20 protein-coding genes are annotated in these 24,624 nt (G+C 55.4%); 12 read left to right on the forward strand and 8 right to left on the reverse strand.

Annotated features, from left to right (window positions below; translation table 11 throughout):
- Window positions 1–17: 17 nt before the first annotated feature.
- The 4 genes from PG731_RS04720 to PG731_RS04735 all read left to right on the forward strand — a co-directional run bounded on the left by PG731_RS04720 (window position 18) and on the right by PG731_RS04735 (window position 8,086).
- Complete coding sequence (locus PG731_RS04720; protein WP_270772476.1) at window positions 18–938, forward strand: class C sortase; 921 nt, start codon at window positions 18–20, stop codon at window positions 936–938.
- Window positions 922–1,896 (forward strand): Cna B-type domain-containing protein, encoded by a 975-nt coding sequence (locus PG731_RS04725; protein WP_270772477.1) that lies wholly within the window; start codon window positions 922–924, stop codon window positions 1,894–1,896. Before PG731_RS04720 ends, PG731_RS04725 begins: the two co-directional genes overlap by 17 nt.
- Before the next feature lie 2 nt (window positions 1,897–1,898).
- Window positions 1,899–7,487, forward strand: a complete 5,589-nt coding sequence (locus PG731_RS04730; protein WP_270772478.1) for an LPXTG cell wall anchor domain-containing protein — start codon at window positions 1,899–1,901, stop codon at window positions 7,485–7,487.
- Between the two features lie 155 nt (window positions 7,488–7,642).
- Window positions 7,643–8,086 carry a hypothetical protein gene (locus PG731_RS04735; protein WP_270772479.1) on the forward strand — a complete coding sequence of 148 codons (444 nt, stop codon included), beginning with the start codon at window positions 7,643–7,645 and terminating at the stop codon, window positions 8,084–8,086.
- A 238-nt stretch (window positions 8,087–8,324) separates the two neighbouring features.
- On the opposite strand, the gene PG731_RS04740 is transcribed toward PG731_RS04735, so the two are convergent.
- Both PG731_RS04740 and PG731_RS04745 read right to left on the reverse strand, forming a co-directional pair.
- Window positions 8,325–9,071, reverse strand: coding sequence for a protein-ADP-ribose hydrolase (locus PG731_RS04740; RefSeq protein ID WP_270772480.1), 747 nt, complete (start codon window positions 9,069–9,071; stop codon window positions 8,325–8,327).
- Between the two features lie 110 nt (window positions 9,072–9,181).
- Entirely contained in the window at window positions 9,182–9,991 is an 810-nt protein-coding gene (locus PG731_RS04745) for a YwiC-like family protein (protein ID WP_270772482.1), read from the reverse strand.
- Between the two features lie 209 nt (window positions 9,992–10,200).
- On the opposite strand from PG731_RS04745, the gene PG731_RS04750 reads away from it, so the two are divergent.
- Window positions 10,201–11,181, forward strand: a complete 981-nt coding sequence (locus tag PG731_RS04750) for a bile acid:sodium symporter family protein (protein ID WP_270772483.1) — start codon at window positions 10,201–10,203, stop codon at window positions 11,179–11,181.
- Between the two features lie 249 nt (window positions 11,182–11,430).
- Here PG731_RS04750 and PG731_RS04755 read toward each other — a convergent pair whose 3' ends face one another.
- From PG731_RS04755 to PG731_RS04775, 5 genes are all read right to left on the reverse strand, one after another.
- Complete coding sequence (locus PG731_RS04755; protein WP_270772485.1) at window positions 11,431–11,898, reverse strand: PTS sugar transporter subunit IIA; 468 nt, start codon at window positions 11,896–11,898, stop codon at window positions 11,431–11,433.
- Complete coding sequence (gene nagE / locus PG731_RS04760) at window positions 11,898–13,475, reverse strand: N-acetylglucosamine-specific PTS transporter subunit IIBC (protein WP_270772486.1); 1,578 nt, start codon at window positions 13,473–13,475, stop codon at window positions 11,898–11,900. Before nagE ends, PG731_RS04755 begins: the two co-directional genes overlap by 1 nt.
- Window positions 13,472–14,329: a PRD domain-containing protein gene (locus PG731_RS04765; RefSeq protein ID WP_270772488.1), complete on the reverse strand. Its 858-nt coding sequence runs from the start codon at window positions 14,327–14,329 to the stop codon at window positions 13,472–13,474. The genes nagE and PG731_RS04765 overlap by 4 nt, the downstream gene beginning before the upstream one ends.
- Window positions 14,330–14,504: 175 nt before the next feature.
- Window positions 14,505–15,344: a D-hexose-6-phosphate mutarotase gene (locus PG731_RS04770; protein ID WP_270772489.1), complete on the reverse strand. Its 840-nt coding sequence runs from the start codon at window positions 15,342–15,344 to the stop codon at window positions 14,505–14,507.
- 209 nt (window positions 15,345–15,553) lie between these two features.
- Window positions 15,554–17,518 carry a solute carrier family 23 protein gene (locus PG731_RS04775; RefSeq protein ID WP_270772490.1) on the reverse strand — a complete coding sequence of 655 codons (1,965 nt, stop codon included), beginning with the start codon at window positions 17,516–17,518 and terminating at the stop codon, window positions 15,554–15,556.
- A gap of 461 nt (window positions 17,519–17,979) precedes the next feature.
- Between PG731_RS04775 and PG731_RS04780 the strand changes: the two genes are divergently transcribed.
- From PG731_RS04780 to PG731_RS04790, 3 genes are all read left to right on the forward strand, one after another.
- Complete coding sequence (locus PG731_RS04780; protein ID WP_101627940.1) at window positions 17,980–18,261, forward strand: HU family DNA-binding protein; 282 nt, start codon at window positions 17,980–17,982, stop codon at window positions 18,259–18,261.
- A 195-nt stretch (window positions 18,262–18,456) separates the two neighbouring features.
- Window positions 18,457–18,789, forward strand: a complete 333-nt coding sequence (locus PG731_RS04785; RefSeq protein WP_101627939.1) for a DUF3039 domain-containing protein — start codon at window positions 18,457–18,459, stop codon at window positions 18,787–18,789.
- Between the two features lie 59 nt (window positions 18,790–18,848).
- Window positions 18,849–20,600, forward strand: a complete 1,752-nt coding sequence (locus PG731_RS04790) for a DEAD/DEAH box helicase (protein ID WP_270772566.1) — start codon at window positions 18,849–18,851, stop codon at window positions 20,598–20,600.
- A gap of 90 nt (window positions 20,601–20,690) precedes the next feature.
- Here PG731_RS04790 and PG731_RS04795 read toward each other — a convergent pair whose 3' ends face one another.
- Window positions 20,691–22,031 (reverse strand): nicotinate phosphoribosyltransferase, encoded by a 1,341-nt coding sequence (locus tag PG731_RS04795; protein ID WP_270772494.1) that lies wholly within the window; start codon window positions 22,029–22,031, stop codon window positions 20,691–20,693.
- Between the two features lie 81 nt (window positions 22,032–22,112).
- On the opposite strand from PG731_RS04795, the gene clpS reads away from it, so the two are divergent.
- From clpS to PG731_RS04815, 4 genes are read left to right on the forward strand one after another with little or no spacing between them, the layout of a single operon-like run.
- The gene (gene clpS, locus PG731_RS04800; protein ID WP_270772495.1) at window positions 22,113–22,400 is read left to right on the forward strand and encodes an ATP-dependent Clp protease adapter ClpS; all 288 of its coding nucleotides are present in this window, start codon (window positions 22,113–22,115) and stop codon (window positions 22,398–22,400) included.
- Window positions 22,397–22,972: a DUF2017 family protein gene (locus tag PG731_RS04805; RefSeq protein ID WP_195225884.1), complete on the forward strand. Its 576-nt coding sequence runs from the start codon at window positions 22,397–22,399 to the stop codon at window positions 22,970–22,972. The genes clpS and PG731_RS04805 overlap by 4 nt, the downstream gene beginning before the upstream one ends.
- A gap of 9 nt (window positions 22,973–22,981) precedes the next feature.
- Window positions 22,982–23,818: a glutamate racemase gene (gene murI, locus PG731_RS04810; RefSeq protein ID WP_270772499.1), complete on the forward strand. Its 837-nt coding sequence runs from the start codon at window positions 22,982–22,984 to the stop codon at window positions 23,816–23,818.
- Window positions 23,815–24,621, forward strand: a complete 807-nt coding sequence (locus PG731_RS04815) for an MBL fold metallo-hydrolase (protein ID WP_270772500.1) — start codon at window positions 23,815–23,817, stop codon at window positions 24,619–24,621. The genes murI and PG731_RS04815 overlap by 4 nt, the downstream gene beginning before the upstream one ends.
- Window positions 24,622–24,624: the final 3 nt, after the last annotated feature.

Here is a 24,624-nt window from a genome sequence, read left to right on the forward strand (position 1 = left end):
CATAACGGTCGATGAGATTGACCCCTTCTACGCGTGTTCGTTCCCGCCGGCAAGCTATGCCGCCGGCGGGAACGTCGCGCGTAAAAAAGGGGCGTCGCAGTTTTTCAGACATAGCGCTCATCGCTTTATTCATTTTTGGCTTATCGGTTTTCCTCTACCCGCCGCTGGCTAACTTTTATAACCATCAGAGGCAAAAGGCGGCGGTGGTGAGTTATGAGAAAGCCGTGTCAAAACTGGACACCACCCAGGTGGAGCGTCTTTTGGATGAGGCGGAAGCCTATAATGATGCGCTTGTCTATGAGCCGGGTAGGCTACCTGTTTCGCAGATGGATCAGTATCTGCGGATGCTGAACTTCACGGGCACGTCGGTGATGGGAACAATCCAAATTCCTTCGTTGGGAGTTAATCTGCCGATTTACCACACCACTGACGAGGCGGTGTTGCAGGCAGGTGTCGGACATATCCCGGGTACGTCGTTGCCGATCGGTGGAGTTGGAACTCGGGCGGTTTTGACTGGTCATAGGGGTTTGCCTTCAAGCAAACTCTTCACGGATCTAGACAAACTGAAGCCGGGTGACATTTTTGTGATCCGAACGGGTAACCGAGAGCTGGCGTACCGCGTGAGCGACATTGTTGAGGTGTTGCCAACGGAAGTTGGTGCTCTGCAGCTCGAGGCTGATCGAGATTTGGTGACGCTAGTTACCTGCACGCCGTATGGGATTAATACTCATCGGCTGTTGGTTACTGGTGAGCGAACCGAATTGTCGGCTGTAGGGTCTATCGCGGCGGATGCGGTGCGGGTAGACCCGGTGTTGGTGGCAGCTTTTGTAGCTGTTCCTATTTTTGTGGTGGGGCTTGTTGTGGTGTTGCGCCGGACGCGAAGTGTTTATGCGCCTAGGCACATGGGGAAGGATAGTAACCATGCGGACGAAAAGTAGCTTATTAGCGCTTTGGTTGTCGATTGCGCTGGCATTTTCGTTGGTTCCGGCTCATGCTGATTCAAGGCCTGATGTTATAGATTTTGACAATGTCGAAGCAGACCGTCTGGGTTCGGTGTCGGCCCTGTTCCACGCGGTGGATAACCAGCCGTTGCCTGGTGTGGAGGTCCGTTTGTACCGGATCGCTGAGATGCGCCCGGGTTTGCCTTTCGTGTTAGATGATTCTTACGCCACGGCGATTGGTTGGAAGTCGTTGACTGATGCCACCGAGCCGAGTGACCCTGATTTAGCGGCGAGTGCCACGCTCACGTTGCAGTCTTTGCTGGAAAGGGACGGTGTGGTTCCAACGGCGCAGGCTACTTCCGATTCTGCGGGGCAGGTCCGTATGCAGGATTTGCAGGTAGGCGTTTATTTGATGACTGCATCTACTGTGAAACAGGGGGCGTATAGGTACGTGGCGTCTCCAGCTATTTTTGCGCTCCCGCAAAAGGGTAGTGACGGCGAACTCGATTACGACGTGGTGGTCGCGCCAAAGTTGGAGCCGCAGAAGGTAGAACCAACGAAGTACCGTTTGGTTAAGCTTTGGCAGGATGAGCCGGTGAAGGACCGCAGGCCAACTTCGATCCAGGTGGACGTTTTGGCTGATGGAAAGCTCTTTAAGCGTGTAACTCTGAGTGCGCAAAATGATTGGACTTTCGAGTGGCAGGACGAGACGGGGGACCGCCGCTGGTCGGTAGCCGAGAAGTTGAGCGGGTCTTACGAGGTCAGAACTGCCGTGGATAATAACGTTTTCACATTGACGAACGTTGCTCCCGAACCTGAAAATCCGGAGCCGGAGGGTCCGCTGTCAAAAACGGGTATGGACGGGAAAGTTGGCGGTGTAGCCATCGTGTTGTTCTTAACTGGTTTGGTGCTTATAGGCGCAGGGCGTGTGCGCGGAAAAAATGAGAGGGCGTAGCCATGCTGAGAGGTGTTGAAGTCGCCAAAACACGCATTCTTGTCGCATTGGTGAGCGTCATTGCGCTCCTGGGCGTCATGTTTGTTATGCCCGCTACCGGTTACGCTGATCCTGCTACGTCTGAGGCAGAGCCCCAGACGGTTGAAGCCGATACTCAACCTGAGGAGCCTGCAGAGCTTTCCATTAGCGAGGACACCGCTGCCGCGGAACAGGCGGTAGGGGAACCAAGCCCAGTTGCCGAGTCTCCTGGACAGTGCCCGGCGGATCAGAATGAGACTATTGTTACCCCGCAGGTAGTTGGCGACCTGCAGGTCGAAGTCGCCCAGTCTTCAACGCAAAAAGACCCCAAAGTGGTTGATAATGTTGCGCAGCGTTATACGGGTGAGACATTCAAGCAGCACATTGGTATTTCGAACACCGTTGCCGCAGAAAACGTGCAACACCGCATTTACCTCGAATTTTCGAGTGCGGACGGTTACGCCCTGGTAAATGGCTCGAAACTGGAAGTACGTGATGAACCGTATTACCAGAACATCGAAAAAAAGCTGAACCCTTATTATTTCCACAAAGCGGAAGGCGTGGAGAACACCTATTACATTGAGGTCGCCGGCTCGAAGATTGGCGAAGCGTTCTCTGTAGATCTGGAGACGAAGTACGACTCCCCGGCATCGCCGGGCGGAACGGCCCGCATCTGGGGAACGCAACTCACAACGCAGCAGGCTGATGCTGCAGGCAAGACGGTGGTTGCTCCTGGTTGTGGTGTCCACGTAGCGAAGTGGGACACGGTACGGCAGGAGTATCAGGCTGTTAAGAAGCAGCATACTTCGGGTGGCTATTCTAGCGCGTGGCCAGCTGCGTCGGAGCCAGCCATTGGCTATAACGCCGCAAAAGGCGTGTATGAGCTACGCAATTTGAGGTACGAGCTCTATCTTAAAAAGGCTCAGGATTCACCGACTTTGCCTACCGGTGGAGTAGGTCAAGATCCGTTTGAGAAGATCCGGGTAGAAGAGACGTTCACCGTGCCCGAAGGCTTTGAGATTAATCCTGCCTATATTAAGGGGATCAGAGACGGGCTGAACAGTAGTAGCCGTGGTGGGCTTATGTCCTATGACGGCTTGGACGGGTGGACGCGCGACGGCTACGTTAATGACCTTGTTTTCGCGCCCGAAATTAATGGCAAGAGAACGCCTATCTTTGGTATCCACGGCTTTGGACTAGATCAGGTGGATGTTGGTTGGGCTGTCCCGCAACCCGAATATAGGCACGTGACTGGCAAGCTTAGCGCCGATGGACGCACTCTGACACTGTCTTGGTATCGAAATAAGGACACTGCAACCAGCAGCCTGTATCTTCGGTTTGCTGACGATTTTCTGGTTGCTAAGAAGCTTCCTGAAGGTGGATCCGTTGACGTTAGCAACGGGGTTGGAATGACGGCGCATTACACGCATTCTGATCCGAAGACAACCAATGCGGAAGTAACAACACCGGTCAAGGTAGAGCCAGGCAAGGGTGAGTTTGTAAAGACTGCGGGTGACGGAAAAACGGAAATTTACCTGCGCGGTCAGGCCGTTCCCTTTACCCTTAGCGCCAAGAATGTTGGTTCGGGCCCGTTGGATCTGGCGACAGTGAAGGACGATTTACCCACCACCCTTTACATGACACCGGCGCAAGTTCGGCAGGTGCTGGAAAAACCAGAATCTTCTGGCTTGACGATCACCATTTCAAATATTGTGCCCTGCGCCGAAAAGCTCAACGTTAAGGTGGCCTCCGGGGGAACGGCAGATCTTTCACCGTCATACAACCCGGCGTGCACGGCAACCCCAACTAGCGTGCAGATAAAACGTGTAGGTAATTCCATAACCTTCAAGGTGGGGGACGGCACGGAAGAAACACTGTCGGCTACCGAAATTGAGAAAAAGCTGGGTGCTTTTGCAATCAGGAAAAACACCGCGTACTCACTTTCTTGGACGGTGCCTGATGGCAAGATTTACGGTGGCAACGAGTTGAAGCTCTCGTTTAACGCCACGGTAAAAGACACTTATATTTTCGGCGACCCAATCGAAAACGATTCGGGTGAAGACGTAAAGAACACGGCATATTTTGGGGACACGCCAAGTAACTCCACGTTCAAAGCGATGCCAGAGGCAAAGATCGGCAAACTTTCTGACCCGGCCGATAACGAGGAAGTCAACTCTGGTCAGAAGATCGACTATTCGATTCGCGTGCAACTAGCCACCGGCTCGCCAGAAGGCTACATTATGCCGCTCATTGACGAGTTGTCGGGACCTCACAAGTTGCTCGCTAAAGTCGAGAAAAACCCGGGCCTGAAAGATCTTGGGCTGACAACCAAAACGATTAAAAAGGTTGACTACTACGTGCTGGATAAGCCCGGCACTTACGAAAACGTCACTTTTGAACTAGTGGAAACTCCTCCACACAAGACGGATGTAGTGCACGATTTCATTGCGGACCACGTTGAGGTTAAGGCAGATAAAACTCGGATTCAATGGTACGTAGATCCTGCCAAATATCATTCAGGCGCGGTTGTTACCGCTCACTATTCGACGCTGGTTGATGAGCTAGACCCATCTGACAACAAACAGCACTACGTGATTAACACGGCAGGCAACAGTAAACCGCCGAGCGCAAAGACCTCTCACCCGATTTCACGTCAGTACGTGACCAAGAACATCGTCACGAAGCGGGGCGATACGCCCGGTGAGGACGAGCTAGTTAAACAAAGTCCGGTACACCCCGGAGAATCCATCACGTACCGCGTCTCGGTTGCGAACTCTCGGGACACTGCGATCGACTTCACCAGTGCTGACGTTTACGACGCGCTACCCAAGTCGCTGCCAGGTAAACCGTGGACTAAGGATGACATTAGTGTGGAGTTCCCCGCCGGTACTTCGGTGCAGGGCGGACAGAACTGGAGTGTATCCCAGACTCCTCCTAATGGCACTGATGACGCTGATAATACGCAGCAGTACATAGTGTGGGGTGATGATTTCAAACTGAGCGTGAAGGGCGAGGTTTACGCCTATATCACGTTGAAGTTCCCTGATGCTGATGACGGCGAAGCCTATGTCTCTCAGTATTTGAGGGACACTTTGTATAACAATTGGCATGTAAAGACTATGAACGATGGCGTCAGCCACTTTGTTGCTAAGTCTGGCGAGGACGGGAAGCCCGCTAACGCAGCCTTGCAAAAGGGCGTGCTGGGTACGGGTAATTTTGACCTTGGCTACGGCAGTTACACTTATGCCAATGGCGGTGGTGGTTATGGGCCTCGGATTATGTTGTATCCAAATTCCGATAACGCCGCGCGTACAACGTATTCTCGTTCGGCAACCGATCCTGCAGGGAAACAGTCGTTTAACGGTCCTTACGCGCTGTATTACGTGTCGCTATTTAATGACGGCGGTTCGCGTCTGTATCTGAATGATATTCAGGACATGCTCCCCAAGGGCGTGTCGTATAGAGCGTTCTTCCCAACCACGGATCAGTTTACTGAAGGTCACGGTTTTTATAACTCAGGTGGCCCCGCTTGGCTTGCAAATGTAGACAATTTCCGCACCTGGCAGGCCAAGACTTCTGACGTTCCTATTGCCGTTGATGGCGCGGAGCCGAAGAACGCTACCATTACGGCGTTAGCAGATGCCACCAATCCTTCAAAGATTGTTTTCAGGGTCTCCAATGGAGATGATGGACAGAAGGGTAACCTCGCATACGACGAGGAGAGGCAGCAATTCTATTTGAATCCAAATGAGATGCTCGCTTTCTCCTACATCGCGCTGGTTGGACCGAATGCCCCGGATGATTTTGCCGTCAATAATGTTGCAATGCCTTATGACGATGTGACTGGGCAGGGTGTGAACGTTAATCCGGACACCTCCATTAAGTCTGTTGAGCAGGGCAAGCAGGTTCTCAATGATGGTAAGCGTTTCATTTGGGATAACGAGCAGGCTTCTAATAAGGGCTTTTCGCCTAAGCCGGGTACCGAGCAGTGGCTTGCTTCTAACGTCAGTTTGACACGAGATAAGCCAGTTCCGGGTATCGAAAAATCCATTGTGGCCAAGACGTCCACGGGCGGAGAACGAACTGAGGATCCCACCCACGCGGCTTACGCAGATACCTTGCATTGGAATATTTCTGCCTACAACGACGCCAAGGAGACCATCGAGGGCTACGTAGTTTCAGACCTTTGGGATCCGAACTATCTACCTACAGGCGAGGTCAAGCTTTCGGTGGGCGGTACGCGCTTCACCGACGGAAGTAGCAAGGCGCTTTTCACATTCGGTGATTGGACTGTGCAAAATGGAAAGCCTACTGCCGTCGAAATTAGGGCTGCGAATCTGGCTTATAGCGTGGGACCGAAGAAACTCGTAGTTAACGGTGATCCGGTGGCGATAATGTCGCGAGGAGGCCGGCAAGCAATCTTCCATTTGTCGCTGACGTCTACTTCCGATGGTCGCATCAGGTTTGACTTGCGTGCCGACAAGGATTCTCCGATAATCGGATCCTTGGGATATGCCGTAGACGGCATGCCCATAAAATCGGGTGAAGCGCTAACCATGGAATTCTCTACGAAGAATCCAAAGCAATCGGGCGACTATCCAGCTGCTTTCAATACTGCTTTCTTCACTCTGTTGGAGCGGCAAGATTATGATCCGAAGCAGGTTAGAAGAGGTGAGAACACCGAGATTGATTTGAAACTCGCTGACGACTTCTACAATGCTAACTGGAGCGGCACCACTGGAAGCAACCACACTGCCAAGGGGTTGAAGACCATCAAGGCTGAAGCCACGATTCCGATTGGTAGTGATGCGTTTACATCCTCAATCGAAAAAGTGGAAGAGGTCTCAGATCCTGCGAATGTCGCGACGTCGACGTCATCGCCGAATTACATCACGCTGAAAGACGCGTCCTCCACTTTCCGCTACTCGATGGAAGTGAAGAACAACAAGTCTGACCCGGTTAAGCGGATCACGATGATTGCTAACTTGCCGCATGTGGGCGATAACTACACGTTCGCTTCGGCTCCGTCTAGAAACTCTGACTTTGCGGTTCGCTTTGCTGACAATCTGAACTTGAAAGTTGAGGTAGTGAGCAAGGACGGCACACGCAAGGTGCTGCCGAAAGGTGCTTACCGAATTGAGTACTCCGATAAGCAAAAACCGGAAGCGTTCACTGCTGCGGATTGGGCAGGCGAGCCAACTGCCAACTGGAGCACTACACCCACTGAGAATTCGAGATCGATCCGTTTAGTGCTAAACGAAACAGCTCAGGATTCAGATTTCTCATTCGGTGGGGAATCGACTTTGGCACTCTCTTTTGACGCGAATGTCATGAAGCCTACTGAAGTCGAGGCTGACCAAATAGCATGGTCAACGTTCGGCTACAACTATCTGGCGCCAGGTAGTGACCTGAACCTGTCATCTATTCCTCTGAAGGTGGGCGTAAAGGTCAAGGGACCAGCCGCGGTTGAACTACCAAAAACTGGTGGAATTGGCGTATACCTAGTGTATTTGCTCGGCGGGCTGACCATGGTTGCGGCGCTAGCTGGGCTCTCGCTACGTAGGCGCTCGTAACGATTAGCATGAATCCAAAGAGCCAGAAAAGAGGTAGAGTCTTGACGGCTCTCGGCCTGCTGATCGTTGGAGTGGCCGTAGGGGCACTCGTGTGGTTGCTCGCGTCACCAGGCGCGAGCAACTCGCGCGCTCTGGCGGGGCAAACTCTAAAAATCATGCCCGACCCTAAACCCGCAGTGGTTAACAAAGATACTGCCCCAGCCATGCCTGGGTTGAATGTGCGCGGGCAAGACGTAGTTGGTGTGCTGACCATTTCCGATTTTGGCCGCGACTTCCCGGTGCTCAGCGCGATGGATAAAACGGCCAGATTTCCGGGGGTGTATGCCGGCGCTGCAAACAATGGAACCCTAATAATAGGGGTATCAAGCTATTTGCCGGGCTTTAGCGGTCTTACATCCCTACAAGACGGCGCCCAAATCAGGTTTACCGCTGTTACGGGCGAACAGTACAGTTATCGGGTGCTCACCGCAGAGTCCATACCTGCTACAGATGCATCAAAGCTCAGTAGTGGGGATGATTGGGACCTCACGCTGTACACTCCCTCACTGTCTGGCGTGCAGTTTGAAATCATCCGCGCCACGGCGGTGGTCAGCGAATAACTCCTCGCATAACTTAGACTGCAAGTGTTAGGAGATGAGTGGGTTATAGGACAGATTGTGTTGCTCTCGTTCATCAGATTCTTGAGCGAATTACTCCCGGATTGTGGACGGCCTACTACTATTTGGCGGATGCTGTTGGAACGTCAGCGCAGGTAATTGCTACGCACTTGGCAAACTGCTCGAAGTGTACTGGTCCCTATCGGGTTCAGCGCCACAGCTGCCTGTTCCAAAGTGGACATTATCGAAGAAGCTCCTCGTAAATCTCCCGATCGGCGTCGGAGAAAACGCTGAAAATAATGTGCTCGGGCGTAGGGGCCGAGGCACAGAATGCGCGAACTTCTGCCACTGCGATCTTGGCCGCGCGCTGAGCCGGAAAACCGAAAACGCCCGTCGACACGCAGCACAACGCTAGTGAGTGCATGTCGTGTTCCAGGGCTGCCATCAATACCGACCGATACGACTGTGCCAGTAACTCCTCATGCTCGGGCTGTAGAGTGCCGTTTACGATCGGTCCAACCGTGTGAAGGACATACTTCGACGGCAGATTCCACGCCGACGTCACGCGCGCCTGCCCCGTCGGCTCGTGAGCGCCCTGCATGATTTCGGCGCACTCGTTGCGAAGTTGCAGGCCGGCCGCCGAATGAATCGCGTTATCAATGCAATAGTGCAGTGGTCCAAAACAGCCGAGCAACGCAGAATTCGCAGCGTTCACGATTCCGTCGACGCGGAGTCGGGTGATGTCTCCCTGCCAGATTGAAATACGCTGATCAAGCGGGGGAGTGATTGCCCGTGCCTCGTTCTCTTCGCGCAAAAGCTGATCCTGCACCTCGAACCACTCGGCGGGTAAAGACCCAGGGGCCTGAATGTTCATGAGCGCCCGCAAATAGTTCCGCTCGCCGCCAAAGCGCGCCGGGGCGACACGCCTCTCCGGATGTCCTTCGAGCAGGCCCTCGATCAAAGCGGTAATTCGTGCATCAGTCGTCATAGTCCAAGCCTTGCAGGAATGAAGCGGGTTGGGCGCGCTTCCAGTTGTTCAATTGACGAGGTCACAATGATATGTGGTTCCTCAGTGTTGCTTTGGGTAGACAAATCGCACTAGACGAGTGGGATGGTCAAGCTGGCAATCACAAGCAGTGACCACACAATCTCACTGCGCCCAAGAACGGTCACAGGAATTGGCTTTGCGCGTCGTGCCTGCCAGAGCGGAACAATCAAGGATCGGGCCAGCAGAGCAACCCACACGACGATGGAACTCCAGCCGAGCAGATTCGTCCATACTGCAAAGCAGACTCCGACCAGCGCAAGCAGATGAAGAACCCCGCCGGCAATAATCCACGGGCGTGGGTTTTTGCGTCCGCGAATCAGTGAACGCACATACGGAACGCAGGCGATGAAATAGGCGCTGAGCACGCCAAAGGAAACCCAAGCAAAACCAAGCTCAGTGTTCGTTGGATACACATCAAGCGACAGACTGGTGGCAACAGGTGTCATCAACGTTGACGCCAGAACCGACGAGAACCTGGTTGCAATCGCACGATCATGCCCGCGCGACACCTCCCACAAGGTCACCACAACCAGCGGAGCAAAGAACGGAGCCCACGCCAGCAGTCGAGGCGCCACAATCAGAAGCGGAATTCCTAGCAGAGCAGTCAACCCAGTCCACGTGATAAACGCAGGTTGAAGGGAAGAACGACGAGAAACCGGTGCCTTCATCCACTTTTCAAACACTTGGAAGAATGCGAATGCGCTCAACCATGCGGGGATAAGCAAAGCAAAAAGCGGATGCCAGCCGGCCAGCCAGCACCCCAAGAGAAGTGGGAGCAGAGCAATGCCCCACGCCCCCTTCTGACCGGGAACCCATCCCCTCGCGCCGAGCGAGCGTTTAACGCCACTCTTCGGTGTCATGTTCTGAGGTTCCATGACACAAACTCTAAGCAAAAACGTCCAGCAATGGAGATGACAAAGCGTCGTCAAGAGATACATCAAACCGATGCCCGGGACCCCTTCCCGGAAAGGAGTCAATAATGCCAGCTCGGCCTCGTTGACCACGAGACGGCGCTTACTAAAGCAGACGAGAACGGGCATTTTTCGTCAAAGCTGGGCACAATAGAGCCATGAGCACCCCAACGATGACAGCTCTCGCGCCTCAAGCGCCCGCCCCCAGCGCACGAGAAGACCGATCCGCGAAGGTCGCAGTGACCGTATTCCCGCTGATTATCCTTGGCGCACTTGTTGGTGGACTGATCTTCCCCGACGCTGCTGCGCCACTGCTTTCCGGCGTGAACTACGCGCTGATGGTCATCATGTTCGGCATGGGCTTGACACTGACACTTCCCGACTTTGCGGTTGTTGCCCGTCGTCCCTGGCCCATCATCTTGGGTGTCCTGCTCCAGTTCATCGTCATGCCTCTGTCCGCACTCTTCGTCACCTGGGCATTCCACCTCGATCCGGCGCTCGCAGTTGGCGTCATCCTTGTCGGTTGTGCGCCCGGTGGAACCGCATCGAACGTCGTCGCCTATCTTGCGAAGGGTGACGTCGCCCTGTCGGTCGCGATGACCTCCGTTTCCACGTTGCTTTCTCCGCTGGTCACGCCGATCTTGACCAAGTATTTGGCCGGCCAGTATATGCCCGTCGACGCGCCCGCGATGGCAAAGTCGATCATGATGATCGTCTTCATTCCCGTGGTTCTTGGCCTGATCGTTCGTCGCCTGATGCCACGCTTCGTTGCTACGGTTCTTCCCGCCCTGCCCTGGATGAGTGTCCTCGGCATTTCCTATGCGGTTCTCGGGTTGGTTGGTGCCTCGTCTGAGCGCATCCTGTCCGGTGGCCTGCTGGTTCTTGCCGTTGTCATCGTGCACAATGCGCTCGGCTTGGGTCTCGGCTACGGTGTTGCCCGAATCAGCGGCGTCGGTGAGAGCGCGGCCCGCACCACCGCCATCGAAGTTGGCATGCAGAACTCCGGTCTAGCAGCGGGCCTCGGGGCCCAATACTTCACTCCCGAAGCGGCCGTCCCCGGCGCAATCTTCTCCGTCTGGCACAACGTGTCCGGCTCCGCGTTGGCAGCGTTCTTCCAGCGTCGCCCACTGGATAAGTAAGGCGAAGTTCCGCCAGCGTCGCCCCTTCTGTTTCGCGATTGGGGGACGAGGCGCCCGCAGAACTCTGCCTTCTCTTCACTTCAACTTCGCCATCTTGCACGCATAACAAATGGGCCCACGATCCGGTGTAAACCAGACCGTGGGCCCATTCGTGTGTGAAAGCCCCCGAGGCAGAAACTTTCAGGTGCGTAGCGATTGTGTTGTTTTCAGGACCTCGTTACAAGCCCCAAATCCAACAACTGCCTCAGGTCACTTGAGAACGGCAGTGGCGCCAGAAGAGGTAAGAGAAACACTCTCAACCTGCTTCTTCTTCGCGCACACAACGATCGTGATCGGATTGCGCTGCGCTTGACGCACCGCTGCAACGTTCATCCGGATAACCGGCTGCCCAGAATCCACATGATCGCCCTCAACGCACAGAGCCTCGAAAGGTTCACCCTTCAACTCCACGGTGTCGAGACCAACATGGACAAGGACCTCAAGACCTTCGTCAGAGACCAGGGTGAAGGCGTGGAGAGTCTTGAAGACAGTGACGATTGTGCCCGAGCACGGTGAAAGAACATCAACTGTATCAACGTCGTCTCCGGGGATGACGGCGAACCCATCGCCGAGCATCTTGCTTGAGAACACCTGATCTGGAACTGCGGTGATTGCAACTACCTCGCCAGAAAACGGTGCCTGAAGCTTAACCTTCTTCTTTCCCAGTCCAAACATCATCAGACTTCCTGTTCGCCCTTGAGGGAGACGGAGGACTGCTCAAGCTGGCGCGCAACTTCGTCATAGACGAACTGAACCTGCGGGCCAACAATGACCTGAACCGACTTCTGCGACGGACGAATCACGCCTGCAACGCCAGTAGCCTTGATGTCCTTCTCCTTGACGGGGACGTTGTCCTTGACGACCGTGCGCAGGCGGGTCGCGCAGTAGTCGATGGACTCAATGTTCGCTGCGCCACCGAGACCGGCAATGATCTTTTCTGCAATGGCAGAGAACTCAGAGTCGGAGGTGATTGCGGACGGGCCATCTTCTTCATCATCGCCACGACCCGGGGTCTTCAGGTTCAGCCAGCCGATGAGGAAGTAGAAGATCACGAAGTAGAGGACGAAGAAGACAACGCCGAGAACAAGGAGCATCCACCACTGGTTCGCAACAGGGTTGCGAGCAGACAGGAGCATATCGACGAAGCCCGCGGAGAAGCCGAAGCCTGCGGTCCAGTGGAACGTTGCAGCGATAGCAACCGAGATGCCGGTGAGGACTGCGTGCACCAAGTAGAGCAGCGGAGCAACGAACATGAAGGCGAACTCGAGGGGTTCGGTGACGCCGGTGAAGAACGAAGCAAGAGCACCGGCCATCATGAGCGAGCCGATTGTCTTCTTGCGCTTGGTGTCAGCGCGCATCCACATTGCAAGGGCTGCGCCCGGAAGACCGAACATCATGATCGGGAAGAAGCCACCCTGGTAGCGACCAACTTCGCCGATGACATTGCAGACGCCGTTTGCCCAGGTGCCGGGGCAGGATGCTGCATCGGTTGCAGCTGCGGCAGCTTCGATGGTCTTGGAACCACCGAGGAAGTCACCAATGTCGTTGATGCCGATAACGTCGAACCAGAAGATCGAGTTCAGAGCGTGGTGCAGGCCGGTCGGGATCAGCAGGCGGTTAGCGAAGCCGTAGAGGCCGGCGCCAAGAGCACCCATCGATTCGATCGACTGACCGAAGCTGAACAGTGCGTGGTAAACCAGCGGCCAGAGGAAGTAGAGAATCGCAGCAAGAACGATCGCGAAGAGCGAAGTGAGGATCGGGACCAGACGGCGACCCGAGAAGAATGCGAGGAAGTCTGGCAGCTTCGTTGTGTGGAAGCGGTTGTATACCCAAGCGGCAAGAATACCGACCAAGATACCGATCAAGACGTTCTTGTCGTTGATGGCGCCCCAGCCTTGTGAAGCCCACTGGACAGCGGCATCGCCTTCCAGTTTCTCAAGATCGACACCCTTGAATACGGCAACAGTGCCTTCAGAGAGGATCAGCTTGATCGTGCCGTAGCCAATGAAGCCGGACAGTGCGGCAGCACCATTCGAGTCCTTTGCTAGGCCGAATGCAATGGCGATTGCGAACAGCCAGCCGAGGTTGTCCAGAACTGCGCCACCAGCCTTGATCAGGACTGCAGCGACAATGTTGTTTGCACCCCACCCATCGGGGTCAATCCAGTAGCCGATACCCATCAGGATGGCGGCGACCGGCATCACGGCAACTGCACCCATCAGCGCTTTGCCGAGTTTTTGCAGACTCCGCATCATTGCAGGTCTCCTTTCTTGGTTGTGTTGATCTTGAGCTCCTGATTCCAGCCGTGTATCTGAAGAGCGAAGTAGGCTGCTTCGCCGCTGTATTCGCTACCGATATCGTTTTGCTCAAGAATGAGGGAAATGATTTGCCTGGCAGACTCAAACTCTGAGGTGAACTGTTGGCGAATCATGTGTGTTGCATCGTTGTGGCGCGGAGTGCGGGTCTTTAACCTGTCCGCAAGCTGATGCACATCCTGTGTAATGACCGTGTTCAGCCATTCATCAGAATGGGAGAATTGGGCTGTTATTACTTCAACGATTGATGCTAGGCGGTTTGCGCGTTGAAGTGGTCGTTTTACCGCTTCACCCCTTCGCGCTGCATTCAAGTGAAGAGCAATGAAGCCAGCTTCAGAATCCGGGATCGCTAGCGAGAGCTGCTGATTCAAGAAGGCGATGATCAGTCTGGCGACTTCTACTTCTTCTCGATACATCTGGACGATCTGAGTCATCAGGGGATTGGCGATATCTTGGCCCTGATTGATGCGTTGCACCGCAAAGGCGATGTGGTCCAGCAGAAGTGAGTACGAGGCGGTATCGAGTTCGCCGAGCAGGCTATTGGCTATTTCGAGAGCTTGGCTCATGATGCTGACGGCATCTTTATCGAGGGTGTTTAGCCAATCGAGGACGCTCAGGTGCTGTGAATCAATTTCGACGTACTGGTTCTGAATCGTTTTTGGGTCAATGAGGTCACCTGCGCGGTGTCCGAATCCGATACCTCGGCCCGCAAGAACGTGCTCGCGTGTAGCGCCTTGAGCAACAACAGCGTTATTGCTCAAAACGCGAATGACGCGCAGGGCAGAATCTTCCACAAGGGCTCCTCATTGAGCGATTTGCGATAAACCGCAAACCCGGTAATGCCTGCGAAAGTAACACCCGGAAAACTGGTCTGTGGTACCGATGATACAACTGTTTAAGCGTCTGTGGAAGTATGTGCTCAAGTTCCAACTCAATGTGGTCGCGTGTGCATGATCGGTGATGGCGTTGTCATGAAGGGGGATAATCGCCGATCGGACGCACAGAAATCTCTAGATCTAACCGCGATGTTGTGCCAGGGGAGATGTGCTTCGTCCCAGATCTCGCATCGCAGGCTTCAACGCAGATAAACTGCGACCATTCCTCTTCATACATGTCTTTTAGTGAGGCGGCGTTGGTGCTCCAAGGGGTCCAGACAACCCTGCCACTGGCATTCGAAGTGATCAGAATCTGGCGTTGCCACTCCGGATCATCAAGAGTCACCCTCGCGTCGCAATGGTAGAGGCGATCTGTCGGTCCCTCGAAAGAAACCGTATTTCCTTCAATGAACGAGGTCTCGGTCAGAAAATCCTCGCAGTGTGCGCCTTCTAACCCCCCAAGAGTCACCGTCGAAACGTCAGAGACAGCGAAGTAGGTGTGCAGAGCCTGCTCGAAAAAGAACGCGTGGTCGTCAGTGTTCGTCACCTCGAGGCCTAGAACAAGGGTGTCACCCGATTCGATGCTGTAGCGGGCGCAAAATGAATGTGGGAACTCTTCGGTGGCTGTGTGCGTCAGGCTAAAAACAGCGGTGGCGGGGTCAGTGGAAGGTTCTATCTTCCATGTCTGCGTTCGAGCAATACCGTGTTTGGTCTGAGTCTGCCCAAGGGATGCTTTCGATAAAGCCGGGGCAGAAAACCACGGGAGGCAGATCGGGATTCCTCCACGCACCGGTGAATTGGGATCACGATCTTCTTTCGAGGTCTGCCAGATTACCGGGCGACCTGCGGTGGGAGTCCATGACAAAAGTTGAGCTCCGAAGAAAGAAACGGTTGTCTGCGATGACGCGGACGTGAGGGACGCGATGGATTCCACGGCGTTCAGTGTATTTTCTCGGCGAGCGACATGGACGATAAACTCCGGTTTTCTCATGAGTGGGAGAAAGTGCGCAGGAAGTGGCAATCTGCTCGGATGCCAAGGCTATGCGTGGTAGTGAAAGCAGAGGCTGACAATGCGAGGGAGAAAAGCGCTGAGGGGCTGGCACATGCCAGCCCCTCAGCTAAGTTTCAACGAATCAGGATCGATCAATCGACCTGGTCGAACTTGCGACCCCACGCGGTGCGGATCGGGTTCGCGTCAGCAACCAGAATGTTGAATCGCTCGTCGGCAATGTCGATGACCTCACCGAGTGCGAAGCGTGCTTCACGTGCCTGCGATGATTCGACGCGCTTCCATGCCGAGGCAATCAGCTGTTCGCGATCGGCAAGATTGGTCACGCAGACAACCAGTGGGCGATTGAACTTCTCGCGGTAGGCGGCCGATGCTGCCTGTAGCTCCTTGAGCTCAGCATCGTTGAATTCGCCAAGAGCGAGGGCTGCGGTGTCAGCGTGGGCCTGCTCGTTGCCATCCTGGTTGGAGGCCAAGTCGGCGATGTCAACGTAGGCGTTGATCAAAGCTTCCTGTTCGTCAGCAGATGCCCCGAGGACCTCGTCCTCGAACGCCTTACGGAGCTCGGTTGCATCGGCGAACGGACGCTGCTCCCATGCGCGTTCGACGGGCCAGACGTCACCGTCGTACATGCCTTTGAAGGCTTCAACGAAGGTTTCGCGATCCATCGCGTTGACCTGATCGAGGTCCACGGGATGACCGTCAATGATTGCAACATCCGGGCCATCTTGCTTGCCAACGTGGAAGAAGAGCAGGTTCAGGATGAAGGCTGTCAGTGCACCGATGGTCACGCCGGAACCGAAGATGATGTGCAACCATGACGGCATCAGGGATGCAAGATCGGGCTTCAGGGTGACCAGCATGGCCAGACCGATGGAGGTCGAGACGATGACGGCATTGCGGTTATCGCGCATGTCGACCTTGGACAAGGTCTGGATACCGACAACGGCAACGTTCGCGAACATGGCCAGCGATGCGCCACCGATGACCGGCCCGGGAATTGAAGCAACCACTGCGCCAGCCTTCGGCAGGATGCCGAGGATGATCATGATGATGCCGGCTGCGGTGACAACCCAACGGGACTTCACGCGGGTCAGTCGAACCAGACCGACGTTCTGGGCGAAGCAAGTGTAGGGGAACGAGTTGAAGATGCCACCGAGGAAGGTGGACAGACCATCTGCGCGAAGAGCGTTTGCAACGTGCTTCGACGTGATGCGCTTGCCGACGACCTCGCCGGTTGCGAAAACATCGCCGGTGGTTTCAACCATGGTTACTGCCATGACGATGAGCATTGAAATGATTGCGGCGATGTTGAATTTCGGAATGCCGAAGAAGAACGGGGTGGTCACGCCAAGCCATGCCGACTGGCCGATATCAGAGAAGTTGGCGTCGCCAAGCGCAAATGCGATAGCGGTCATGACAACCAGGCCGACGAGGACCGAGATGGTTGACATAAAGCCTTTAAAGATGCGTTGGACGGCAACGATGATCACCAGGGTGCCGAATGCGTAGGCGAGGCCGCGCAGAGTGAGTGCGCCAGCATCCTGGCCCTCTGCCGCGTAGGTGCCCCACGACACGATGTCGCCAGCAGAGACGGAGATGAGCGTGATACCCATGACGGTCAGAAGTGTGCCGGTGACGACGGGTGGGAAGAAGCGAAGGAGTTTCGCGAAGAAAGGTGCCACGAAGAAAGTGACGAGGCCGGCTGCAATGATGGAGCCATACATGGTGGCAAGGCCGGTCTTTGGATCGGCACCGGCTGGAGTGGCAGCGATACCGATTGCGATAAGGGGCGAAACTGCGGTGAAGGTGACGCCCTGGATAAGGGGCAGCTTCACGCCGATCTTCGGGCCGAGGCCGGCCGACTGGATGATCGAGGCGATACCGCAGGTGAACAGGTCGGCGTTGATCAGGTGGATCAGGGTTTCGTTATCGAGGCCGAGGCCGGAGGCGATAACAAGAGGAACAACGACGGCGCCGGCGTAGAAAGCCAACACGTGCTGAATGCCAAGAACTGAAAGCTTGCCAAAGGATGGGACTTGGTCAACGGGATGAACGGTCTTGCCGGTTTCGGTAGCCGTTTCATTTCGTCTAAGAGCCATGGATTCTCCTAGAACTCTAAGAGGTTGTTGGGCCCTTCCAATTTTCCTCTCGCACGCGCGTGTTCCCCGCATCGCGTGGCCTATCTCGCACTCGGTTTGGACGAGTGTTCGAGCAGGGTAAACAAGGGAGTAAACTATCCCCTTAGTGCGCTGAACACGTGGTTGTGTGTGCGTGATAATATGGTCTTTTGTTCATGGCTGTGAAAGACCTGTTGAGTTATTCGAACCTCGTTTGAGTACTTCGTTCTGTTGGCAAATGTGACCAAAGAAATGTGACTCAAGTCAATAAAAATGGTCTTTTAGGTGGTCACTCATGCTTTATGGGTATCCAAAATGCGAGAAATAAGCCATAAATTGCGAAAAATGCCGTCACGAACTGACAAATGGCTCAGTTTTTTCGTAGTGTTTCCCCAGTGGCTGTCGCCGTGACAGCTGATAGCAAAAATAGGAATGAGGTTCTTATGCCCATCAATCGCACCGAGCTCGTTGCACAGATCGCAGAGCGCGCAAACCTGACCAAGGTCGAAGCAGATGCAGCTCTTGGCGCTTTCCAGGACGTCCTGGTTGAGTCTCTTGGTAAGGGCGAAGCCGTGAAGATCACCGGCCTGTTCTCCGCAGAGCGCGTCGAGCGCGCAGCACGCACCGGTCGCAACCCGCGCACGGGCGAAGAGATTCAGATCCCGGCTGGCTTCGGCGTGAAGCTCTCCGCTGGCTCCACCCTGAAGAAGGCTGTTGCCAAGTGATCATCTGATCAAACTCTTCGAGTGCGGGGCAGAAACCACTGGTTTCTGCCCCGCACTCTTGTGTGAAACTTCTCTGCCTTTTCCTCTTCCTTTGTCCCTAGCGCCTGTTTTGTCGCTAAATGAAGCGGTTTTCGTTCGCGCTCAGCTCAGTTTCTCACCAAGAGAGACCACGCTGGCGCCTCTACAATGGGAGGCATGCGTAACTCCCTCAATGAACCCCAAGGGCCCTCGTCGCCTTCTGCTCCCTCGACTCAATCGTCGACCGGCTTGCTTGAACGAACTGAGGTTGAACGCGAAAAGGCTCCCGGCGATGGTGATCGATTCGCGCACTTCGTGCGTAGGGATAAAGCTGATTCGTCAATGATGACGGGACAGCCTGTCGTTGCCTTATGTGGCAAAGTCTGGATTCCGACGCGTGATGCTTCGCGCTACCCGGTGTGTCCGACATGCAAGGAACTTCGTGATTCGATGGGGAAGAACGGACGGAACTGGCCGTTCTCTGACGGGTTTGGTGGCTCGGATAAGTGAGCTCCTCCAAGGATCGTCATCTCTATCCATCCCGCGTCTCACCGGCCGCTGCTCGCTCTCTGTCTCCCTCGTTTCCTGCGCGTGCCAGAAGAGGAACAGCGGGGTCGCTTCGCGCATGGCAGGCAGCTGCTCTTGAGCAATACATGGCTGAGGCGCCGCGTGACTTCCTTGCGGTTGCAACTCCCGGTGCGGGTAAAACGACCTTTGCTCTCCGTATTGCTGTGGAGCTGATGGGTCAGGGCATCGTCGATAAGATCACCGTCGTCTGCCCGACTGAACATTTGAAAGGCCAATGGGCCGATGCGGCTGCGCGAGTCGGTATTCATATTGACCCGTCATTTACGAATGCTCAGGGCCGTGCGGGTTCGCACTTTGATGGTGTTGCCGTTACGTATGCGCAGGTCGGCGCTAATCCTGCGGTCCATGAAATGCGTACACGCGACTATCGGACTCTCGTCATCTTGGACGAGATCCACCACGCTGGTGACTCGCTGTCGTGGGGTGACGGTGTGCGCCAAGCGTTCGGCGATGCAACGCGCCGTCTTGCTCTGACAGGCACTCCCTTCCGCTCTGATACATCGCCGATCCCGTTTGTTCGCTATGTGGAAGATGCCGATGGTATTCGTCGCTCTCAAGCCGACTACAGCTACGGCTACGGCAATGCTCTGCGAGACATGGTTGTTCGCCCGGTCCTGTTTATGTCCTATTCGGGTCAGATGTCATGGCGTACCTCGACCGGCGACGAAATGAGCGCTCGCCTGGGTGAGCCTCTGACGAAAGACATGATGAAGCAGGCCTGGCGCACAGCTCTTGATCCGAAGGGTGAGTGGATTCCTGCCGTTCTTCGTGCCGCCGATCTGCGTCTTGAAGAAGTTCGTCGTCAGATCCCTGATGCCGGTGGTCTGGTGATCGCCTCTAATCAGACGCAGGCGCGTGCCTATGCGCGGCATCTGTGCGAGATTACGGGTAAGAAGGCAACGATCGTCCTGTCCGATGATGCTGACGCGTCGGATCGCATTGATGCGTTCCGCGAATCGGATGACCGTTGGATGGTTGCCGTCCGAATGGTGTCGGAAGGCGTGGATGTGCCTCGTCTATCGGTGGGCGTCTACGCGACGAACACGTCCACCCCGCTGTTCTTTGCCCAGGCCGTTGGACGTTTTGTCCGTGCCCGCAAACGCGGTGAGACAGCAACAGTCTTTGTTCCTTCGGTTGTCCCACTGCTGGAGCTTGCTTCACAGATGGAAGTTGAACGCGACCATGCGCTTGACCGCCCGAAGTCAGCTGATGACGAAGACGTCATGTGGAATTCCGAAGACGCCATGGTCGCCCAGGCAAATGTGAGTGAGTCAGCATCGTCGGATTTGCTCAATCAGTACGAGGCCTTGGGTGCAGATGCAGAGTTTGATGGCGTGCTCTTCGACGGTGCTGCCTGGGGGCAAGGCGCCCAGGTTGGTTCAGTCGAAGAACAGGAATACTTGGGAATTCCCGGCCTGCTTGATGCAGACCAAGTGACTACTCTTTTGAGGGCGCGCCAAGCTGAACAGGTTGCAGCTCAAAAGAAGTCGAAGAGCGCAGCGAAGATGCGTGAGGCGAACGCTGGAGTCTCAGACCACCGTGTCCGCGCCGCAAAGCGTAAGGAACTCTCACATCTGGTCTCGTCTTGGTCGCGTCGTAGTGGTGAGGCGCACGCGATGGTTCACGCTCAACTGCGTCAACGCTGTGGCGGCCCAGAGATCGCCCTTGCAACCACGGAACAGATTGAAGCGCGCATTGCTTTGCTTCGTCAGTGGTTCGTTGGAAAACACTAGGCCTGGCGCAGCTGAATGTGAATGATGAGCTGATACAACGTGGCGCTCGCGCACCTTGGGTGTGCGAGCGCCATCGCGTCTAGCAGCGATTCAGAGCTTCACATAGCGTGTCGGGATCGCGACCTCGCCCTCGGACAGGCGCCAGGCCTGATAGGGAAGTTCGTTACGCGAGCGCACGTGCGTTGCTTGCGCTTTCTCTAATGCGTCGTCTCCCCAGAGGGAAGAATCGATTGTGCCGTCAGTGATCAGCGGAATTTGAAGTTCGCGCGCGCCCAGCTTGGCAAGTTCAGCCTTCGCATCGGCTTCAGAATCGGTGACAACGAGGACCTCTTCGGCTGCGTATCCGTCTTCGTCGATGACACGACCAGCGAACTTCTTGCCACCGACCGTTGACTTGGATTCCGACTTCTTCGCGACAGGCTTCGGATTGCCGTTCTCGTCTTCGCGGGACACGAGTTTGTACACGAGAGCCGCCGTGGGCACGCCCGAACCGGTGACCAGCTTCGTTCCAACCCCGTAGGAGTCGATAGGCGCGGCGCCCAGGGCAGCGATAGCGTACTCATCCAGATCGTTGGTGACTGTGATCTTTGTGGTCGTTGCGCCAAGAGCATCAAGCTGACCGCGAACCTTGAAGGCGGTGGCAACAAGGTCGCCAGAGTCCAAACGAACGGCGCCTAGTTCACCGCCGGCGGCGCGTGCAGCCTCAACAGCGTTGATGACGCCCCGTTCGACGTCGTAGGTGTCAACGAGCAGCGTCGTCGATGGGCCAAGCAGTGCAATCTGAGCATCGAATGCTTCGCGTTCCGAATCGTGCAGAAGAGTGAAAGAGTGGGCTGCGGTGCCAATCGCGCGGATTCCATAGCGTTTGGCCGCTTCCAGATCGCTGGTTCCAGCAAATCCTCCGATGATTGCTGCGCGCGCTGCGGAAACCGCGGCTCGTTCGTGGCCTCGTCGAGCTCCCATATCCATGCACGGGCGACCGTGGGCGGCGATCGTCATACGCGACGCGGCCGATGCGATCGCACAGTCATGGTTCAGGATCGACAGAAGAAGCGTCTCGAGCATCGTGCACTCGGCGAAGGTTCCCTCGACGGTCAGCAGAGGGGAGCCGGGGAAATAGCATTCGCCTTCGGCATAGCCGCGAATCGAACCGGTGAAGTGGAAACTCTTCAGATAATCGAGTGCGTCATCGGAAACGATCTTCTCGGTGTGAAGCCAATCGATCTGAGCGGGCTCGAATTCGAAGCGTTCGAGCGCTTCGAGAATGCGACCAATACCTGCGACAACACCGAAGCGTCGGGTTGCGGGAAGACGACGCCCGAAAACCTCGAAAGTGGATGTGCGCCATGCGGTGCCTGCCTTCAAAGCAGCATCAAACATGGTCAGTTCATACATGTCCGTCAGCAGTGACGTTGAAATTGATGAGGGCATATAGCAAACCTAGCGCGATATGCCACAAGTTCGCGTGTTGAAACCGCACCATGGTACGAAATCGTTGCTTAGTCTTGAAACATGCCAACGACTTCATCGACGCCACTTGAACGCGTTGCCCCCACCTCTGCTGGGCTCGCGCAGTGGCGTACTGTCGTTTGGGACGACCCGGTCAATCTGATGTCGTATGTGACCAACGTGTTTGTCCGTCACTTCGGATATTCGCACGATCGCGCTGAATCCCTGATGCGTGAGGTCCACTTGCTCGGCAAAGCAACCGTATCTACGGGACTTCGCGAACGCATGGAAGCCGATGTTGTGGCGATGCACGGGTACGGTTTGCACGCGACGTTGGAACTCGACTCATGATCGGTCCTTTTGTATACGAGGCCGGAGCTTTCAGCGCCGAATTACAACCCCCGTATTCAACGTTGATTGCGCAGCTGATGCGTGAGATTCTCGTTGTCCTTGACGATCCAGGGGACATGCCAGCGTTCGTTGCGGCGGCAACCTCGTTGGAGAATCATCGCGAGGCTCCAGAAGAACGCTCCCTGGATTATTTACTTCCAGCGATGAGTTCTGACCCTCAGGACGCAACGGGTTTGCGTGCGCTGACGGAAGATTTTTTGCGGGCAGAAAAGTCTGCTCGACTGCGTAAAGTGTGCGCGCATATTGAGCGCACTGAAGCCCTCGGTATTCACGAAGTCAGTTTCGATGCTGACGAGGTTTGGGATTGGCTTGGTGCGCTTAATGATGTTCGTCTCGGACTTGCCGGTGAACTTCAGATCGCTTCCGATGATGACGTGGAGCAAATCGCGAAGATTGCAAGCGAAAAACCGAATGGGACCCGTCAGCAGTCGGCAAGCGCTATCTACATGGTCCTTACCTGGTGGCAAGACTCACTGGTGTTCGCCCTGAATTCCCAAGGTGGTAGCAACTAGGGTCAAAGCATGGATAACGCGCCTATCGGTATTTTTGATTCTGGCCTCGGTGGCCTGACCGTCGCGCGTGCCGTCATCGATAAATTGCCGGACGAGGAAATCCTCTATCTCGGCGACACCGCCCACACCCCCTATGGGCCTCGGGCAATTGCAGAAGCGCGTCGCTTCACATTGGAATGCTTGGATGAACTCGCTTCCCGTGGTGTGAAAGCACTGGTGATCGCCTGTAATACGGCAACGGCTGCAGCCCTTTCAGATGCGCGCGAACGCTACTGGATTGACGCGCATATCCCTGTCATTGAGGTCATCACTCCGGCCGCCAGGCAGGCTGTCGCGACCACGAGGAATCGTCGTATTGGCGTGATTGGTACGCAGGCAACCATCCAGTCGGAAGCGTATCGAAACGCACTTGCGGCCGTTCCGGGTCTCCATGTTTCACAGCAGGCCTGCCCTGATTTTGTTCCCTTCGTAGAGCGTGGTGTGACAACTGGAGTTGAACTGGAAGCTGTCGCGCGCGAGTATCTTCAGCCACTCAAGGACGATGGCGTCGACACTCTTATCCTGGGATGCACGCACTACCCGTTGTTGACCGGCGTTATCGGCCGTGTCATGGGCGAAGGAGTGTCCCTTGTGACCTCGTCAGAAGCGACTGCCAACGTGACGTACAACGAACTGACCGACCGCGATCTCTTGCATGAACCATGGGCCGAAGGTGAAGGACCCCATCACCAGTTCATGACAACCGACTCCGGCGATACGTTCCCGCGTCTGGCCCGGCGTTTCCTTGGCCCCGAAGTTGGCAACGTGCAAGAAATCTCGATTGCGTCAGGAGTCAGTGCCCAATGAAACTGACAACGATCGGGTGCACCGGTTCCATGTCCGGTCCGAAGTCTCCGGCCTCGTGCTACTTGGTTCAAGCGAACGGCGTTGATCCGAGCACCGGTGAGGATCGCGTGTGGAACGTGGTTCTCGAGATGGGCCCCGGTTCTTTCGGTGCTCTCTGGCGTCGGATTAGCCCCCGCGATATTGATGCGGTGGTCCTTTCGCACTGCCACGCTGACCATATGGCTGACATCATCTCGCTACAGGTGTACCGCAAGTGGGGCCCCGGCTCTGATTTGCCTCCGCTGATGGTTGTCGGTCCCGAAGGTCTGTTGGAACGTATCCGCCAGATCGACGGTGTTGTCGAAGAGGAGCTGTACGCGAATGAATTCGATATTCGAACCGTTGAAGATGGCCAGTCCTATCAGATTGGTCCGATGACTCTGACATCGTTCAAGGGGATCCACACAATTCCCTCGTTCGGAACGCGTATTGAGGGGCCGAGCCAGTCAGATCCGTCGACCGCGGTGTCGATGTTCTTCACCGGCGATACGGATGAAAGCCCTCGTATCGATGCTGGAGCTATGAACGTGGATCTTCTTCTGACCGAAGTCGGTTTCACTTGTGGAGATTCAGTTCGTGGAATCCACATGGATGGGGTGCGCGCAGGTAGCTTTGCGACGCGAGCCAATGTTGGTCGACTGGTTGCGACGCACATTCAGCCGTGGACAGAAACTGAACAGGTGCTTGCTGAACTGCGTCAGACCTGGTCTGGTCCCGTTGATTTCGCCTGCCTTGAATCTTCGTTCGTGGTGGGTGGCAAGTAGCGC

Origin of the sequence: Pauljensenia sp. OF14-1SRA (assembly GCF_027694595.1) — a bacterium.
Taxonomy (GTDB): Bacteria; Actinomycetota; Actinomycetes; order Actinomycetales; family Actinomycetaceae; genus Pauljensenia; species Pauljensenia turicensis_B.